Origin of the sequence: Mucilaginibacter sp. (genome assembly GCF_036383575.1) — a bacterium.
In the GTDB taxonomy this organism is placed as follows: domain Bacteria; phylum Bacteroidota; class Bacteroidia; order Sphingobacteriales; family Sphingobacteriaceae; genus Mucilaginibacter.
Window position 1 is genome coordinate 1 of sequence record NZ_DASVOB010000254.1, and the last position, 17,548, is coordinate 17,548.

The window sequence follows — 17,548 nt, forward strand, 5'->3', positions numbered from 1 at the left end:
AAGCTACTTCCCTGTTCAGAAATGTAAGAGGGCTTAATGTAATTAACCAGGATAACTTTGAAATAAGCCGGAGCGATTCCATTCAAAAAGAATTATCTGGTCAGCTTGCAGGTATTACTGCTGCCGGCTTTGCAGTTGGCATCATCACACTCATCGGTGCGGCCATCGGGCTCATGAATATCATGCTGGTATCAGTAACAGAACGTACCCGCGAAATTGGCGTTCGGAAAGCCATAGGCGCAACCCCGGCCATCATTCGTAAACAATTTTTGATAGAGGCTATAGTGATCTGCCTTATAGGCGGCGCGGCCGGTATGATATTGGGTATGGCCGCCGGAAATCTCATTGCCGTACAAATAAGCGGTGCGTTTGTAGTACCATGGGGCTGGCTGTTCTTTGCAGTAGTGCTATGTACGTTTATCGGTTTGATATCGGGTTATTATCCTGCCAAAAAAGCAGCCAGGCTTGACCCGGTTGAAGCATTGAGGTACGAGTAAGCCGTCTCAATAATCCAAGAGCACAAAGTCTCTCAGACGCAAAAATCGTTATAAAACAATCAAGCCTTTGTTCAATGAAAGTTAAGGTATACGCCGAAAACAAAATTTTGCTTACCTGTAAATATGTTTGGTTGGAACCCTTCGCAACAGGCACCGCCCGTAGGTTTACTTTTAAGGACATTAGCGCCACTTCAAAAAAGAGAATTCTACAAAAAACAGATGACGCATTTTACATTGGCTCAAACGATTTGAAAATACAAGTCGATATTTTTGATAAATTCAGAAGAAGGTTTTCTATCGAAAACTTTAAAGTGCATTTGATCGACTATGGAGATCTGGAAAAATCATCACTTTGGATTTCAGGGTTAGTATATGATGATTATTTTACAGAATATCGGCAAGGTCGTGTAGACATTTTTAGCTTGTGGGCTAAAGATCAGAGTATTAAATGGGAAAAACTTCCTTTGAATTCACTGCTTAAAGAAGATTACATCGACTGTTGTCTTTCATATTCAGGGCTAAGTTCACAAATACTTGACCGGGATTATTACAAGATTGATTGGTCGTTGATAAACGAAGAACGCGATTTTCTTTATTGGGCCAGTTTAGAATTCATTGGAGAAAAAGGATATTTTGGACATAGCCTTTATACTTTCGAAGATTGTTTATTAGAAATATTCCATAACGGCGGTTTAAAAAAGCAAAGAAAAATGACATTCCTCAACGGTTCAAAAATATCAGACCCTAAAGTTTTCGAATTATATGAATTTTCGAAAGGAGTTTTCGAACGATTTAAATTTTTGATTAAAGAAATAGCTTAGGTCACGCAACTGCGGTGAATGTTGGCATACCCTTACTTGGTCGGAGTTACGCCATCGCTAAAACTTCAACCAGTATTAATGTAAATAAAAAAGGCGCATTAAATGCGCCTTTTTTGTAATAAATATCTGTTTAAAACAGCATCTTATTTTTAAGCGGATAATCCACAAGCAGCTTTTCAATATAAGTCGTTCTGAGTGAATCTTTCAGCGCGGCTGCATGCCTTAAGTGGTGCATATCGCTTGAGATAAAGTCTATTAAGCTATTATCAATCAACTCTTCGGCCATCTTTTTTATCTCTTTGCCGTAATATCCTGTGAGGGATATAGTATTAAGCTGAAAATCAACACCCCAACTATGTAGGTTTCTCAATGTATCCAGATCGAGGTATTGGTACCGTTCGGGGTGGGCAAGAATAGGCTTATAGCCTTTATCATGCAGCTTTTGAATAACCGAGTAAGTGTTTGGCGGCTGATTTATAAACGAAAACTCAAACAGTACGTAATTATCGCCCATGGTCATAATGGGGCCATCCTCTATACGCCCTTCAAACGTTTCATCAAAATAGTGTTCGGCAGCTGCCTCAACAGGTATATCAATTCCCTGTTTAACCAGTTCGGCTTTTAATATGGTAAGTGCGTTTCCAATAGTTTCGGGAGTGTTGCGATAAAAATCTATCATGATGTGTGGCGTGGCGATAACTTTCTTTATCCCCAGTTCCATCATCTTTTTTATCAACGCTACCGAATCTTCAGGTGTTTTGGCACCATCGTCAATTCCGGGCAACACATGTGAGTGCATATCAACCATGATACTCTCATAGTTGTATTTTGATTCCCTTACTTCCTTTTTCCTCTTAAAAAGCCCGAACATTTTTTATCTATCGTTATACTGACTGCTGTAATATTGCTGGTAATGTCCCGACGTTACGTCATTAAGCCATTCCTCGTTAGCAAGGTACCAATCTACTGTTTTTTCCAAGCCCTCCTCAAAAGTTATGCCCGGCACCCAACCCAATTCATTTTTGAGCTTGGTTGCATCAATAGCATATCTTAGATCGTGCCCGGCCCTGTCTGTTACAAAAGTGATCAGTTTGGCCGATTCTCCCTCGGCCCTGCCTAATTTTTTGTCCAATATACTGCAAAGCAATCTTATCAGGTCAATATTTTTCCATTCATTATGACCGCCGATATTATAGGTTGAACCCGATTTGGCATTATGAAATATCACATCAATAGCGCGCGCATGGTCTTCAACCCAAAGCCAGTCGCGGATATTTTCGCCTTTACCATATACAGGTACCGGTTTATTTTGTTTGATATTATTAATGGCCAGCGGAATGAGTTTTTCCGGAAAATGGAATGATCCGTAGTTATTTGAACAGTTTGATATTACGGTATCCATACCGTAAGTATCCTGGTAAGCCCGCACAAAATGATCAGACCCCGCCTTTGAAGCGGAATATGGCGAATGCGGATCGTAAGCAGTTTCTTCGGTAAACATCCCGTCTTCGCCAAGGGTACCGTATACCTCATCGGTTGATACGTGGTAAAAACGAGTTTGATCGTATCTGCCTTTCCATTGCTCGCGGGCGGTATTCAATAAATTCACGGTACCTACCACATTGGTCATCACAAATTCAAGCGGGTTGGTGATCGACCTGTCTACATGCGATTCGGCAGCAAGATGGATCACCGCATCAGGTTTTTCGGCTTCAAAAAGTTCATTAATAAAAGCAATATCAACAATATCACCTTTTACAAACTTATAATTAGGCTCATTCTCAATATCCTTTAAATTAGCCAGGTTGCCCGCATAGGTAAGTTTATCTAAATTAATAATGCTGTAATCAGGATAGTTTTTCACAAACCTGCGCACCACGTGCGAACCAATAAAACCAGCTCCACCTGTAATAATGATCTTTTTCATTCTTGCTGTTGTTATTATTTAAACGGATTTTGAGCAATATATTTTTCCCATTCCCAGGCAGATGACATCATTTCTCCAATACCAAGTTCAGCTGTCCAGCCAAGTTTGGTTGATGATTTGGTAACATCGCCCCAAACCTGTTCCACATCACCCTCACGGCGCGGGCCAATTTCATAGTTCAGTTTTTCGCCGGTTGTGCTTTCAAACGCATGAATTACTTCCAACACCGAACTGCCGTTACCTGTACCCAGATTAAACACATCATAGCCTTTAAATTCATCCTTTTCGGCAAGCTTTAATGCAGCTACGTGAGCTTTGGCTAAATCAACTACGTGAATATAATCGCGGATGCAGCTGCCATCAGGCGTATTATAATCATCGCCGAAAACAGTTATTTTTTCGCGTTTACCTATAGCTGTCTGTGTAATAAAAGGTACCAGGTTTTGCGGCACGCCAATTGGCAATTCACCGATCAGGGCCGAATCGTGTGCACCCACCGGGTTAAAATAACGCAGTGATATTACTTTATAGTTAGTGCCGGAATTTACCATATCAACCAAAATTTCTTCGGCTATTTGCTTGGTATTACCGTACGGCGATTGTGCCGGCTGTACAGGAGCATTCTCTGTAACTGGCAGTTTTTCGGGCTGACCGTAAACTGTACAGCTTGATGAAAATACAAAATTGATAGCCTTACCGTAATATGCTTCCAGTAAATTGATAAGCGAATAAAAATTATTCCTGTAATATTTCATTGGCTTTTTAACCGATTCGCCCACTGCTTTAAAAGCTGCAAAGTGAATGATGCCACCTATTTCCGGTTCGGCAAGTGCAAGCGCCTTAACAGCGGCTTCATCACAAAGGTCAAGTTTGTGAAATACCGGGGTAAAGCCTATGATCTTTGTAAGTTGATCCAATATTTTTGGATCGGAGTTTGACAAGTCATCAACAATAATGGGGTCATAACCCGCATTAACCAATTCAACAACTGTATGAGATCCAATAAAACCTAAACCGCCTGTTACTAATATTTTCATAGTTTAAATAGAGTGTATATTTGATTTTCTCAGCAAAGTAAGCAGATTGTGACAATCCATCCGCTATTATATTATAAAAAAGACCAAAATTTAATTCCCGGCCTGTTAACCTTATTTATTGTAATAAGTAAAGTCTTTATGATGTATTTCCTGCTCCGGTAATGATTTGAAGTAATCTAAAGTGATCTTCAAACCTTCACTCCTGGATACTTTCGGCTCCCAGCCTAATATAGCTCTGGCCTTGGTGATGTCCGGGCGACGCTGTTTAGGGTCATCCGTAGGTAAGGGCAGGCTGATCAGTTTCTGATCGGTACCAGTCAGCTTGATGATCTCTTCACCAAATTGTTTTATAGTGATCTCATCGGGGTTACCAATGTTTACCGGTTGGGCATAATCACTGAGCAGCAAACGATAAATGCCTTCTATCAGGTCATCAACATAACAAAACGACCGGGTTTGTGAGCCATCACCAAACATCGTCAGTGGTTCTCCCCTCAAGGCCTGGCCGATAAAGGCGGGCAGTACCCTACCGTCGTTCAGCCGCATCCTTGGCCCGTAAGTGTTAAAGATCCTTACGATCCTTGTTTCCACGCCATGGAAGGTATGATAAGCCATTGTAATAGCTTCCTGAAACCTTTTGGCTTCATCATATACCCCTCTCGGGCCTACCGGGTTCACATTCCCCCAGTATTCTTCAGGCTGCGGACTGATGTTAGGATCGCCGTATACCTCTGAAGTGGAGGCGATCAGCATCCTGGCTTTCTTGTTTCTTGCCAGGCCCAGCAGGTTGTGGGTACCCAGTGAGCCTACCTTTAACGTCTGGATCGGAATTTTCAGGTAATCGATCGGGCTGGCAGGTGAGGCAAAGTGCAGGATGTAATGCAATTCGTCAGGTACAAACACGAACTTGGATACATCATGATTGTAAAATTCGAAGTTCTCGAGTTTGAACAAATGTTCGATATTTCTCAAATCGCCTGTGATCAAGTTGTCCATGCCTATTACATGGTAACCTTCCTTAATAAACCTGTCGCAAAGGTGCGAGCCTAAAAAACCGGCTGCCCCTGTGATCAGGATTCTTTTTCTTGCTATCATATATTTACTGTTTTAACGCCTATGTTGTTATAATACAATCTATGGCTTTTTATCCTGTACAGATCGCGCAGGTTACGCCCGTTAATTACCGTTATATTCACAGTATAAATGTGTTTTAAATTCAAGGTAAGCAATTTGTATGATCAACCATTTTAACCACCTTATTACAGCACCGGGCGGGCCATAAACTAATATTGTAATTATTGTTATTACTTTTATGCCCGGCTAAGATAATCATTCAGCGTTAAAATTGATGTTATTATATAATATAGGAATCAAATTGTATTCCCTTTTTATCCGTTTTGCCTCATTGTTTAACAATAAGGCAAAACTTTGGGTTACAGGGCGTAAAAACATCGTCTTTGTACGTATAGAAAGCAGCATTTGGTTTCATTTTGCCTCACTTGGCGAGTTTGAACAAGGCCGGCCAATACTGGAAGCAATAAGGAATGTACACCCCGGGAAGAAAATTGTAATTACCTTTTTTTCTCCTTCGGGATACGAGATCAGGAAAAACACCCCCCTCGCCGACTTTGTTTATTACCTACCTTTAGATACCGCCAAAAACGCCCGCAGCTTTATTGATGCCATTAACCCGGAGATCATCATTTTCACTAAATACGAATACTGGTTCCACTTTTTTAATGAAGCAAACAAGCGTAACATCCCTTTATATATTGTATCGGGCATATTCAGGCCCGGGCAGATATTTTTTAAATGGTACGGTGGTTTTAACCGCAGTATATTGAGCCTGGTAAGCCACTTCTTTTTACAGGATGAGGCTTCTAAGCAATTATTGCAAGGCATTGGTATTAACAATACATCCGTAAGCGGCGATACCCGGTTCGACCGCGTTTGGGCCAACGCGCAAAACCCGAAAGTACTGCCTTTGATAGATGAATTTAAAAACGGGCATAAACTGTTTATCGCAGGCAGCACATGGCCGCAGGACGAAGCCTTATTAGCCAAACTGGTAAGTGAATACCCCGATTGGAAATTCATCTTCGCCCCTCATGAAATACCGGAGGAGAAGATCAATAACCTGATAAGTTTATTACCGGAAGGGAAAGCCATTGCGTTCTCCCAGCTAAAGTCCGAAGCCGAAGGGCTGAAGTCCGGAGATTTCATTAACCAATCGCTAACCTCTAATCTACAGTCTCTCGTCATCGATAACATCGGTATGCTTTCGTCACTTTATGCCTATGCCGATATCGCTTATATAGGCGGCGGCTTTGGTGTAGGCATCCACAATACTTTAGAGGCGGCAGCTTTTGGCTTGCCGGTTATCTTTGGCCCTAACTATCAAAAGTTTAATGAGGCCAGGGAGCTCATCGCCCTCAAAGCCGGGTTTAGCATCAGCAACGAAAACGAGCTGAAAGGCATTGTTGAAACACTGGTTGATGATGAGGTTTTTTATAATGTTACCAGCAAAAAGGTATTCAATTATGTGAAGGAAAATGTGGGCGCTACGGAGATGATCATGAAGTATATCGATAAATAGCAATTCATTCAAATTACCTTCTTCCAAAACAAAACAGCGGTATTATTTACTGTACAAAAGCCATAAATTCTTAATATTGCCTTAATGGGGGTTTTACATCTGCCCGGCTTGGGCAAAGCACATTTTCACGAGTATGGTACCGGCCAAAAGCCATTGCTGGCCTTTCATGGTTATGGCATGACGGGTAAGCAGTTTCATGTACTTGATCAATCTGTTTTACCCCAATATCACATATACGGTTTCGATCATTTTTTCCACGGAGAAAGCAGGCTCGACGGCTGGACAGAGCAGCAGATCCTGACCGGAATGCCTAAAGCTATGGTGCGCAACTACATGGAAGAGTGGTTTAAGCTTTATGGCCGTCAAAGATTTTCGGTGATGGGCTATTCTATAGGTGCTAACCTGGCCCTGATATTGGTTGAAGAATATGCCGATATGATTGACGATATCATATTAATGGCCCCCGATGGCCTGGCTGTTTTTAAAGGTTTTCATTTTATATTGCATAACAAACTTGGCCGGGCAATTTTTCGTACAGCTACAAAAAGTAAATGGCTTGCCCCCTTTTTAGTAAAAAGTGTAAAAAAGGTTGGTGTTATTGATGAAAGCCTTTATCAAATAGCCTACAATGAAATTGACACCGAACAAAAACGGCTTGATACTTATTATACCCTAAATTTGATCCGGCTCTTAAAACCCGATGCAGATAAAGTAGCCAGGCTCATTAATCAGCATAAAATTAAATGTTTGCTGATATTTGGAAAGCATGACAAGTTGTTCCCCAAATCGGCAGCTTTGCCATTTTTAGAGATGCTTAATGATGCCGACATACATGAAGTTGAGCTTGGTCACTGGCTGGTTACAAAAGCACTGGATGAGTATTTAGTTAAATAAAACATGGTACCCTCGCGTAAAAAGAAATTCTGGAGTAAACTATACATCGGCTACGTAAGGTGGTGGATCAGCCGTAATTTTAAAGAGGTTAATGTGCAGCCGTTTGAGTCGCGTCCGGGTCACTCCATATTGCTTTTGAGCAATCATTTTAGCTGGTGGGACGGCTTTATTGCCAACTGGACAGCCGTTTACAATCTCAAAAAACAATACTACGTAATGATGCAGCAGGATCAGTTTGATCAGCGCAGTTATTTACGATATATCGGTGCCTACTCCATCCAAAAAGGATCAAGGGCTATGTTGGAGTCACTCAGCTACTCGGCAAGGATCCTGGATCAACCCGACAACCTGATCGTGATATTTCCGCAGGGAGAACTGTACTCTAACCATGAAACACACATTCACGTTGAAAAAGGTGTTTACAAACTCATGCAGCAGGTAAAAGGTCCCTGCCAGGTAGTTTATCACTGCATCCTGATAGATTACTTTGAAAGCCTGAAACCACGTGCTTATGTTCACTTATTTGATTTGGGTGTTGCCAATCAACTCACTTTTGAGCAGTTGAAAGAGAACATTAACCAGGCCCATCACCAAGCTTTGAAAAATCAGATCAATATGGAGCACTAACAATTGACACTAATTTCCCGAACTGTTTCGAATTGACGCCAATTCCATTTGAGATTGAAAAACAATAGCGAAAAAATTCCCACACAAATTTTTACGAATTAATCTAATTACACAAATTTGAATTTGCATTAATTTAAAATTTAAGATTCGTGTAATTCGATTAATTGTGGAAGACTTGAAAGCATTCGTGTGGAAAATTTCCGGTAAACAAATCGAAGTGTTATAAACGCGATTCCCCAGATGTCAATTTCTTAATTCGTGTAATTCGATAAAATTGTCGCCGACATGCAATACATTCGTGTCAAAATATGATCCGCAATAAAAATAACTTTTTCATGAACCGCATTGTCCATTACTATATCAAATGGGCGGTTGGCAAAACGTTTCATGAGTTGTTGTTTAATGACATCACCATTGATAAAAGCAAATCGGTGTTGCTTATCGGTAATCACTTTAGTTTTTGGGACGGATTGATCTTATATTGTGTCAATGAAAAACTGTTAAAGAAAAAACTGCATGTCATGATCCTGGAAGAAACTGCCCGTAAAGAGCGCTTCCTGAAATATGTTGGTGCTTTTTCGGTAAAAAAAGATTCCAGGAGCATACTTCAATCACTCGATTACGCCGCCGAATTACTTGCCGATCCTGCAAATTTGGTTTTAATGTTTCCGCAGGGCAGGCTGTATGCTAACTTTGTTGCAAACATAAAATTTGAAAAAGGGCTTGTAAGGATAATTGAAAAAGCGGCCGGAAATTTCCAGCTTGTTTTTGCTTCAACTTTTATTCAGTACTTTAAACATAAAAAGCCATCAGCAACCGTTTACTTAAAAAGCGAACCCGAAAATTACGCAGGTAAAAGCATAGATAAATTACAGGAAGCATACCAAAGGCATTATGAAGCCTCCAAATTGCAACAAACCGAAATTGATATATAAAAAGTGATAATAGCTATATTAATAACCCTCTTTTTTATCATACTCAGGTTTGCGGTAACGCTGTTCAACTATATCTCCAACCCTAAGCTGCCCCATATAGGTCGGTATTATTCGGATAAGGTTTCCATCCTGATCCCCGCCCGAAACGAGGCCAGCAATATATTAACCCTGTTAAATTCCATCCATCAGCAGGATTATAACAACTATGAGGTTATTATTTATGACGATGATTCGACTGACGATACTTACCAGGTTTGTAACGAGTTTGCAACGGCACACCCTCATTTCAGGGTAATAAAAGGTGGTAAATTACCTGAGGGCTGGATGGGTAAAAATTATGCCTGCCACCAAATGGCCAAACAGGCAGATGGTAAATACCTACTTTTTTTAGATGCCGACGAGCAGATCAGCAACCGGCTTATCAATAGCGCTGTACACCGCATGCACCTGCACCAGTTGGGTTTGTTAAGCTTGTTCACCAACCAAACCATGCTCACTACCGGCGAAAACCTGGTAGTGCCACTGATGCATTTCATATTGCTTAACCTGCTGCCCTTACGCCTGGTGTATATCGTAAAAAATGCTTCGGTAGCGGCCGCCAGCGGCCAGTTCATGCTATTTGATGCCGCCATTTACCACAAACACCAATGGCACAAAGCAGTGAAAAACAAAGTAGTAGAAGATGTGGAGATCATGCGCTTCATTAAAGCCGAAAATTATAACGGCGAAGCACTGCTGGCTAACGGCATGATCAGCTGCCGCATGTACCGGGGATACAAGGAAGCAATAAACGGCTTCAGTAAAAATTTCCTGGCTGCTTTTAACTACAGCATCATCGGCTTCTTGGTATATATTACCATTACCATTGCCGGTCCGCTGATTATTCTCACAACCCTGAACCTGCCTTTGATATTTTTTACCGTGGGACTTATTTTGCTTACGCGAATCATGATCTCGCTTTCGGCAGGGCAAAAAGCAGGGTATAACATCCTTTTGCACCCGGCTCAAATGTTTAGTCTGCTGGTGGTGGCCATTTTATCTATACAAAGGTATCTTACCAAAACCACCATGTGGAAAGGGCGAAAAATTTGAGATCCGCAATAGCCCATATTGCTATATCCAAGAACAACAGGGTTTGCATAACGATCATCCTGTTGTTTCACCTTGTGGGCCTGATAGGTTTTATGGTTCCATCTTTAACAGTACTATTTATAGCGCTGGTGCCATGGCATTTATTATTGATGTTGGCCGTGGTTGTTTACAGTTACGATACGTTAGATGGCAGGTTTCTTGTATTTGCACTAACTATTTTCCTGATCGGTTTTGTAGCCGAATATACCGGCGTTCATACGGGCTGGATCTTTGGCCATTACCGTTACGGCGAAACGCTGGGCACCAAACTATTTGAGATCCCCTTGATGATCGGGGTGAATTGGTTCCTGCTCATTTATGCTGCCGGTGTTACCCTGCAGAGAAGCCGTTTAAAAAACATGTTGGTAAGAATATTTTCGGGGGCCATTATTCTAACGCTGCTCGATGTGTTGATTGAGCCTATTGCAATACATTTTGATTACTGGCACTGGCTGGATGCCGGAATTCCTTTCAAAAACTATGTTTGCTGGTTTTTACTGAGCGCATTGCTGCTTTTTATATTTGAGCATTTTAAATTTAAACGGCAAAGCATTGTTGCCCCGGCGCTGCTGATTGCCCAGTTTGTTTTTTTTGCAGTTTTGAATTTGGTGTACTAACAATAGTTGTCAACATAAAAATCAGCGAAAGCAACGCAATCATCACAATCAACGGTATTTTTTGCGGTGTTAAACTTTAAATATTGAAAAGGCGATCAGATATCTATCGATATAAAAATCAGCGAAATCAACGCAATCATTACAATCAACGGTTATTTTTGCCGTAAATTTGCAGCACCATGGGAGATTATCAGTTAAAGGTTACTATTGACCAGGATTCGGGCTTTTGCTTCGGGGTAGTTTATGCCATTGATATGGCCGAAGAGATCTTAGAGGAAGACGGCTACCTGTACTGCCTTGGCGATATTGTGCACAATGATGAAGAGGTTGAACGCCTGAAAGCGAGAGGCCTGCGCATTATTGAGCATAGCCAGCTTAAAGATCTGCACAACGAAAAAGTACTTATTCGCGCCCATGGCGAAGCTCCCGATACTTATCGTACAGCCTTAGAAAACAATATCACCCTTATTGATGCCTCATGCCCGGTAGTGCTTAAGCTGCAAAACCGCATCAAAACCTCATACGATTCGAACGAGAAGATCCTGATTTTTGGTAAGCACGGCCATGCTGAAGTAGTTGGCCTGCAAGGACAAACCAATGATGAAGCGATAGTTTTCCAGGATATTGCAGAATTGGACAATGTAGAGCTTCCGCATAATATCACGCTGTACAGCCAAACCACCAAGAGTATGGATAAATTTTACTCGGTGAAGGATGAGCTTATTTCGCGCGGATATGCCCTTAAAGCCAACGATACCATTTGCCGACAGGTAAGTAACCGCGATAAAGACCTGCCCAAATTCGCGACACGCTTTGATAAGATCGTTTTTGTATCGGGCAAAAAATCATCAAACGGTAAGGTGCTGTTTGAAGTATGCCGCAAACATAACCCCAACACCTACTTCATATCATCAACCGACGAGCTGGACAAAAACATGTTTGCACCAAACGATACCGTTGGTATAGCCGGCGCTACATCAACCCCCATGTGGCTGATGCAGAAAGTGAAAGCCGCGCTTGAAAGTTTATAACAGCACGCTTTTTGCTGTAATACTGTAACATGCAAAAAAGCCCCTCACATACCGGTTTGTTTGTAGCCGCACTGGTAATTGGCTGCTGGGCAACAAGCATTATATTGCTGATGCAATGGCATTTCAATTTTGCTGATCCGTTTGTTTATGTATTCATGCTTGTACAAATGCACCTGTACACTGGATTGTTCATTACCGCGCATGACGCTATGCATGGCACCGTTTCACCAAACAAGGGTTTAAATGATTTTGTTGGTTACCTGAGTACTTTTTTGTATGCCTCCTTCTGGTACCCGCAATTATATACCAAGCACCATAAGCATCATATTCACGTACACACTCACGATGACCCTGACTATCACCAGGGTACTTTTTTTGCCTGGTACGTGCAGTTTATCCGCAATTATTTGTCGATATGGCAAATTGTGGTAATGGCTGTTATTTTCAATATCCTAAAGATTTGGATCCCTCAGCCAAACCTCATTATGTTTTGGGTAGCACCTTCATTGTTAAGCACCTTACAGTTGTTTTACTTCGGCACTTATCAACCCCATAAAGGAGAACATGACAACCGGCATTTTGCCCGGAGCCAGCGCCGGAACCATCTTGCCGCCTTTTTTAGCTGCTACTTTTTTGGGTATCATTATGAGCATCATGAATCGCCGGGTGTGCCGTGGTGGCGGTTATGGAAGGCCCCGTTGCCAAATGATGAGAAGGAATTAACCAATTCGTAACTCACCTCCCGTCATTGCTTCGTGCCTCGCAATGACGGGAGTATAAATGGCAGGAGTATAAACGATACCTACACTCATTTATTTGTAAATAATGACCAACGTCATAAGTTACGGGGCATTTTTTATTATTTTTGCACCCTACAGTTATGGCTAAAAAAGGAATTTTACTGGTTAACCTGGGCACCCCGGATAGCCCAAGTACAGCAGATGTAAAGCGTTATTTGAATGAGTTTTTGATGGATCCGCGGGTTATTGACATCGGAGCCTTTTCACGTACCCTTTTAGTTAAAGGCCTTATTGTTCCTTTCAGGGCACCAAAATCAGCCAAATTATACCAGGCGATCTGGGATCCCAAAACAGGCTCGCCACTATTACACTACAGCGTTTTACAACAGCAGGCTTTGCAGCAGCGCCTTGGCGATGAATATATGGTTGAGCTGGCTATGCGTTACCAAAACCCGTCTATCGAATCGGCTTTGGAAAAACTGAAAGCAGCACTTGTTGAAAGTATCCAGGTGATCCCCTTGTTTCCGCAATATGCTTCAGCCAGTACAGGTTCGGTTTACGAAAAAGTGATGGGTATTGTTGGTCAATGGCCAACATCGCCAAATATCACTTTCATCAACTCGTTTCATGATAATGAGCTGATGATCGAAACCTTTGCCGATAACGCGCAAAAATACAATCCCGATACGTACGACCATATCCTGTTCAGCTTTCACGGGTTGCCGCAAAGGCAACTGATCAAAGCCGATCACACGCATAATCATTGCCTTAAATCGTCAGGTTGCTGCGAAACGCTTACTGATGCTAACAGGTTCTGTTATTCCGCACAATCGCATCATACGGCGAAGCTAATTGCCGAAAAATTGGGCATCCCAAGGGAGAAATATACCATTTGTTTTCAGTCGCGCCTCGGTAATGATCCATGGGTGCAGCCTTACACCAGCGAAATTGTAGCTAAATTGGCCAATGAAGGTAAAAAACGCCTCCTGGTATTTTGCCCTGCTTTTGTGGCCGACTGCCTTGAAACCGTATATGAAGTAACTACCGAATATGGCGATGAGTTTAAAGCCCTGGGCGGCGAACACGTTCAGTTAGTAGAAAGTCTGAATGATGCACCTAAGTTTATTGATGCCCTGGTACAGATGGTGAAGCCTGTTTTGGCCTAAGAAGATCCTCAATTAACGGTTAAAAAGAATCCTTAAAAAGGGGGCACCTACGGAGCCAATCTAAACTTTTAAACAATACTACAAACATGGTACTCCTATGGAGTTCTGTTTGCACGCTTTGTCTCGTCCGAAAAAAAGTTTACATATTTTGAGATAATCCCGTTATGTATTTACAGTATGCTAAACTCCGTAGGAGTCCCATGTTTATAGGCAGAAATCCCTTCTTAAATAAAGGCTCCATCGGAGCCTCCTGTTGACCATTTAATTTAAAAGCATTTCGCAAACAGGAAGATTAGCTTAATGTATAAAATACTTATTGCCTGACGACGATATTACTTCAATCATCAAATGTTTATTGCATAAAAAAAGCATCTGCTCATTACTGAACAGATGCTGTACGATTTTTATATAATTGATAGTTTAACCTACTTTTACATTTACCGCATTTAAGCCTTTTTTGCCTTGCTCTACATCGTAGGTAACGCTATCGTTTTCACGGATAGTGTCGATCAGGCCTGAGACGTGTACAAAAACTTCGGCGCCACCGTTAGTTGGTGTAATAAATCCGAAACCTTTGGTTTCATTAAAGAATTTTACTGTTCCTTGCATTATATTTTTATTTAATTATACAAAGGTAACATTTAATAATCAATAATCAATTAAAAATAAGGCCATTACACACTTATAGTTTTAAGGGGCATGATCACCTGTTAAGAATCCACGTATGGAAACCGCATTTCCTTTCATCCGGAAGCCTTAACACTTAGTGTTTTAACGCCATTATTGTTGCAATGCAACACTGCTGTAAACGTGATATTCGCCGGGTTGCAGCGTCATGGAATATGGCAATGATGTTACATTAATAGTAGTTTTACTAATGTTATCATACCAGGTACCGATGGCAGGAAAACTGATACTGCCGGTTTGCGCCACCACGTCAAAATTACCAACCACCTCTACATCCGCGCTGGCATCTTTTAACTGTATGGTTTTAATTGCACCGTCAAGACTTTTCGTGTAATTGGTTGAAGCAAATACGGCATTCTTTTCCTTCATCTTAATCATTTTTGAATAAATGCTGTATAAATGCCTCCTGTTAGGGTCGGTATTGTAGTTCCAGTAAATTGGTTTATTGCTGGTGCGGCCGCCCTGGTCAATGCTTACGTCGTAACCAAGCTCACCAAACTGCCATAACATTTTAGGGCCCGGTACGGAGAACAGGAACGCTGCTGCCATTTCCTCACGCGCAAGACCTGTGTTTTTATCTTTTACATTGTAGCTGCCAGCGGCATTGCCATAACTCTCGTTCTTAAACTGCAGGCGTTCTTCATCATGGCTTTCAAAATAGCTCACCAGGTTATAAGGCTGGGTAAACGTATGCTGATCATAAAACAAACCCTGGAAGTTGGAGTTGGTTAACCAGCCCATGGTTGCTTCGTTGGCATTGTAGTTAAGGTTATTCCAAAGCATCATGCCTTCGCCGGCAAGTTCTTTCTCTTCCTGATTAGCTGCAAAGTGCTCCAGTATCACGTAAAAATTATTATTGTCGATGCTTTTGATGTAGTTATTATAATCCTTCCAGATAGCCACACGACTGGCATCATATTGCCCCCATGGCCCTACCGCAGCATCAGACGTGCCATAGTTAACCTGCGTAAAACCTTTGGAAAGATCGAAACGGAAACCATCGATCTTATACTCTGTCATCCAGAATTTGAGCACGTTCTTCACAAAATATTTGGTATCGGCGCTTTCATGGTTAAACTGGTAACCCACATTATAAGGGTGTGTTGGGTCAACATTGTACCATGGATTGTTGGCGGCAGGTTTGCCTGCTGTTGTATTGAAATACATTTGCACCATAGGCGATTGGCCGAACGAATGGTTAAGTACCATATCCTGGATCACCGCAATACCACGCGAATGGCATTCATCAATAAAGGCTTTCAAGGCGTTTTTAGTACCGTAATACTTATCAGGTGCAAAGTAAAACGACGGATTGTAGCCCCATGAAAGGTTGCCTTCAAACTCATTGAAAGGCATCAGTTCAATGGCGTTAACACCCAAATTCGACAGGTATTTCAACGTATCCGTAAGCGTTTGATAGTTATGTGCATCAATAAAATCGCGCACTAATAATTCATAAACAACCAGGTTCTTTTTATCCGGGCGGGTAAAGCTGCTGTTTTTCCAGCTATACGCAGGCTGGTTAGCCTGGAAAACGCTTACGTTATCTGTGGTTTTCCCAGTTGGATATTTCTTTAAGTTGGGATATGTATCTGAGGATATGTATGAATCATTATCGGGATCGAGTACCTTCTCCGTGTATGGATCGGCCACTTTTAATGATTTATCGATATAAAATTGGTAGCCGTATTCGGTGGCCGGGTCTATATTATCGATCTGTATCCACCAGCGTTTACCATCGGGCGTATTGTTCATTACAGCTTTGGTATCATTGGCGTCCCATCCGTTAAAATCGCCGATAACGGACACCGATTTTTTGCCGGGCGCGTACAGGTTAAAAATAACCGATTTACCCGAATTGATAAAGGTAACGCCGTCCTTCGCTCCAGCAGGTAAGGCCTTCCCTGTGTTCACAACTGTATCACCGGGAACGTTCCCGGAATTGCCCGGCAAAACGTCTTTCTTCTTGCATGAAGTAAAACCGGCCAATAGAAGTCCGGCAAGTAATAAGTAAACATTCTTAATTGTCATATCTTGTTATAATTGGTTTTTTGCACTAAAACTACCGGTAGCCTGTTGGTTTACAGGCGAAAGAATACCAGCATCGCAATATCTGCAAAATAATTGATAAAATTATATCTCCTAAAAATTATGTATTTATCCTTCTAAGGAGCTGTCTAAATTTTGATTGGGAGGTTTTTATGTAGAGACGCATCACATGCGTCTCCTAAAGAACAAGTCGCTTTGTAAGTCATTAACTTCATGAATTTGCATGCGGGAGACGCATGTGGTGCGTCTGTACATTTTAAAACAATTAAATTTAAACACTTTCTGAGATAACGCGATTAAGACACCATCTGTAGCCAATCTCCCTTATTAGTTGCAAACCTTTTGCACCTCTGGTGCAGCTTATCCATCGACTTAGAATATTGGGCGATACACCTTAGTCTATCAATGAGCTCACTATTTTTGCCGATAGCAAACAAAGCGGGATCCCTCCTCCCGGGTGCACACTTCCACCGCAAAAATATAAACCTTTTATTTTCGACGATTTATTGGCATGCCTCAAAAATGCAGCAAACTGACTGTTGGAGCTGGTACCATACAGCGAACCCTGGTACGAGGATGTGCGGCTTTCTATACTCCGTGGATCAAGGATGCTTTCATTGGCTATCAGTCCGCCAATGTCTTCGCCCAGCAGGCGACTTAACTTGTTCAATATGTTTTCCCGAGCTTCAGCTATCAGCACATCCCAGTCCTGCCCGGTATTGGCAGGTGCGTTGATCATGACAAACCAATTTTCGCAAGCGTCGGGAGCATCGTCGGGTTTATATTTGGAGCT

Annotated in this window: 18 protein-coding genes; 11 read left to right on the plus strand and 7 right to left on the minus strand. The window is 41.7% G+C overall.

The window, feature by feature from the left end; all coding sequences use genetic code 11:
* Positions 1-497, plus strand: a 497-nt coding sequence (locus VF500_RS09030; protein ID WP_330859363.1) for an ABC transporter permease, incomplete at its 5' end; no start/stop codon positions are given.
* 74 nt (positions 498-571) lie between these two features.
* A complete protein-coding gene (locus VF500_RS09035) occupies positions 572-1,318 on the plus strand; it encodes a hypothetical protein (RefSeq protein WP_330859364.1) in 747 nt (248 codons plus the stop codon).
* Positions 1,319-1,448: 130 nt separating this feature from the next.
* On the opposite strand, the gene VF500_RS09040 is transcribed toward VF500_RS09035, so the two are convergent.
* The 4 genes from VF500_RS09040 to VF500_RS09055 form a co-directional block, all read right to left on the minus strand.
* Positions 1,449-2,189: a tyrosine-protein phosphatase gene (locus tag VF500_RS09040; RefSeq protein WP_330859366.1), complete on the minus strand. Its 741-nt coding sequence runs from the start codon at positions 2,187-2,189 to the stop codon at positions 1,449-1,451.
* Between the two features lie 3 nt (positions 2,190-2,192).
* Positions 2,193-3,245 carry a dTDP-glucose 4,6-dehydratase gene (gene rfbB, locus VF500_RS09045; RefSeq protein ID WP_330859368.1) on the minus strand — a complete coding sequence of 351 codons (1,053 nt, stop codon included), beginning with the start codon at positions 3,243-3,245 and terminating at the stop codon, positions 2,193-2,195.
* A 14-nt stretch (positions 3,246-3,259) separates the two neighbouring features.
* The gene (galE, locus tag VF500_RS09050) at positions 3,260-4,282 is read right to left on the minus strand and encodes a UDP-glucose 4-epimerase GalE (RefSeq protein ID WP_330859369.1); all 1,023 of its coding nucleotides are present in this window, start codon (positions 4,280-4,282) and stop codon (positions 3,260-3,262) included.
* 111 nt (positions 4,283-4,393) lie between these two features.
* Entirely contained in the window at positions 4,394-5,374 is a 981-nt protein-coding gene (locus VF500_RS09055; RefSeq protein ID WP_330859380.1) for a UDP-glucuronic acid decarboxylase family protein, read from the minus strand.
* A gap of 256 nt (positions 5,375-5,630) precedes the next feature.
* On the opposite strand from VF500_RS09055, the gene VF500_RS09060 reads away from it, so the two are divergent.
* The 9 genes from VF500_RS09060 (at position 5,631) to hemH (ending at position 14,019) form a co-directional block, all read left to right on the plus strand.
* Positions 5,631-6,878, plus strand: a complete 1,248-nt coding sequence (locus VF500_RS09060; RefSeq protein ID WP_330859370.1) for a 3-deoxy-D-manno-octulosonic acid transferase — start codon at positions 5,631-5,633, stop codon at positions 6,876-6,878.
* Between the two features lie 84 nt (positions 6,879-6,962).
* Positions 6,963-7,772 carry an alpha/beta hydrolase gene (locus VF500_RS09065; RefSeq protein ID WP_330859371.1) on the plus strand — a complete coding sequence of 270 codons (810 nt, stop codon included), beginning with the start codon at positions 6,963-6,965 and terminating at the stop codon, positions 7,770-7,772.
* A 3-nt stretch (positions 7,773-7,775) separates the two neighbouring features.
* The gene (locus VF500_RS09070) at positions 7,776-8,399 is read left to right on the plus strand and encodes a lysophospholipid acyltransferase family protein (RefSeq protein WP_330859372.1); all 624 of its coding nucleotides are present in this window, start codon (positions 7,776-7,778) and stop codon (positions 8,397-8,399) included.
* Positions 8,400-8,734: 335 nt separating this feature from the next.
* Complete coding sequence (locus VF500_RS09075; protein ID WP_330859373.1) at positions 8,735-9,334, plus strand: lysophospholipid acyltransferase family protein; 600 nt, start codon at positions 8,735-8,737, stop codon at positions 9,332-9,334.
* A 3-nt stretch (positions 9,335-9,337) separates the two neighbouring features.
* Entirely contained in the window at positions 9,338-10,426 is a 1,089-nt protein-coding gene (locus VF500_RS09080; RefSeq protein WP_330859374.1) for a glycosyltransferase, read from the plus strand.
* Entirely contained in the window at positions 10,405-11,082 is a 678-nt protein-coding gene (locus tag VF500_RS09085; RefSeq protein ID WP_330859375.1) for a carotenoid biosynthesis protein, read from the plus strand. The genes VF500_RS09080 and VF500_RS09085 overlap by 22 nt, the downstream gene beginning before the upstream one ends.
* Before the next feature lie 179 nt (positions 11,083-11,261).
* Positions 11,262-12,113: a 4-hydroxy-3-methylbut-2-enyl diphosphate reductase gene (locus VF500_RS09090; protein ID WP_330859376.1), complete on the plus strand. Its 852-nt coding sequence runs from the start codon at positions 11,262-11,264 to the stop codon at positions 12,111-12,113.
* Between the two features lie 29 nt (positions 12,114-12,142).
* Positions 12,143-12,847 carry a fatty acid desaturase gene (locus VF500_RS09095; RefSeq protein WP_330859377.1) on the plus strand — a complete coding sequence of 235 codons (705 nt, stop codon included), beginning with the start codon at positions 12,143-12,145 and terminating at the stop codon, positions 12,845-12,847.
* Positions 12,848-12,993: 146 nt separating this feature from the next.
* A complete protein-coding gene (hemH, locus tag VF500_RS09100; protein WP_330859378.1) occupies positions 12,994-14,019 on the plus strand; it encodes a ferrochelatase in 1,026 nt (341 codons plus the stop codon).
* A 420-nt stretch (positions 14,020-14,439) separates the two neighbouring features.
* Here the strand turns inward: hemH and VF500_RS09105 are convergent, their stop codons facing one another.
* The 3 genes from VF500_RS09105 to VF500_RS09115 form a co-directional block, all read right to left on the minus strand.
* Positions 14,440-14,631, minus strand: coding sequence for a cold-shock protein (locus VF500_RS09105; RefSeq protein WP_090528875.1), 192 nt, complete (start codon positions 14,629-14,631; stop codon positions 14,440-14,442).
* A 168-nt stretch (positions 14,632-14,799) separates the two neighbouring features.
* Entirely contained in the window at positions 14,800-16,737 is a 1,938-nt protein-coding gene (locus VF500_RS09110) for an alpha-amylase family glycosyl hydrolase (RefSeq protein ID WP_330859379.1), read from the minus strand.
* 412 nt (positions 16,738-17,149) lie between these two features.
* Positions 17,150-17,548 (minus strand): phytoene desaturase family protein (locus VF500_RS09115; protein WP_414688569.1); only part of this gene is annotated, 399 nt, incomplete at its 5' end.

Excerpts from the sequence above, each read along its gene's own strand:
- VF500_RS09065 (WP_330859371.1), top strand. The coding sequence starts at position 6,963 with ATGGGGGTTTTACATCTGCCCGGCTTGGGCAAAGCACATTTTCACGAG.
- VF500_RS09095 (WP_330859377.1), top strand. The coding sequence starts at position 12,143 with ATGCAAAAAAGCCCCTCACATACCGGTTTGTTTGTAGCCGCACTGGTA.
- VF500_RS09060 (WP_330859370.1), top strand. The coding sequence starts at position 5,631 with ATGTTATTATATAATATAGGAATCAAATTGTATTCCCTTTTTATCCGT.
- VF500_RS09090 (WP_330859376.1), top strand. The coding sequence starts at position 11,262 with ATGGGAGATTATCAGTTAAAGGTTACTATTGACCAGGATTCGGGCTTT.
- hemH (WP_330859378.1), top strand. The coding sequence starts at position 12,994 with ATGGCTAAAAAAGGAATTTTACTGGTTAACCTGGGCACCCCGGATAGC.
- VF500_RS09035 (WP_330859364.1), top strand. The coding sequence starts at position 572 with ATGAAAGTTAAGGTATACGCCGAAAACAAAATTTTGCTTACCTGTAAA.
- galE (WP_330859369.1), bottom strand. The coding sequence starts at position 4,282 with ATGAAAATATTAGTAACAGGCGGTTTAGGTTTTATTGGATCTCATACA.
- VF500_RS09040 (WP_330859366.1), bottom strand. The coding sequence starts at position 2,189 with ATGTTCGGGCTTTTTAAGAGGAAAAAGGAAGTAAGGGAATCAAAATAC.
- VF500_RS09070 (WP_330859372.1), top strand. The coding sequence starts at position 7,776 with ATGGTACCCTCGCGTAAAAAGAAATTCTGGAGTAAACTATACATCGGC.
- VF500_RS09075 (WP_330859373.1), top strand. The coding sequence starts at position 8,735 with ATGAACCGCATTGTCCATTACTATATCAAATGGGCGGTTGGCAAAACG.
- rfbB (WP_330859368.1), bottom strand. The coding sequence starts at position 3,245 with ATGAAAAAGATCATTATTACAGGTGGAGCTGGTTTTATTGGTTCGCAC.
- VF500_RS09110 (WP_330859379.1), bottom strand. The coding sequence starts at position 16,737 with ATGACAATTAAGAATGTTTACTTATTACTTGCCGGACTTCTATTGGCC.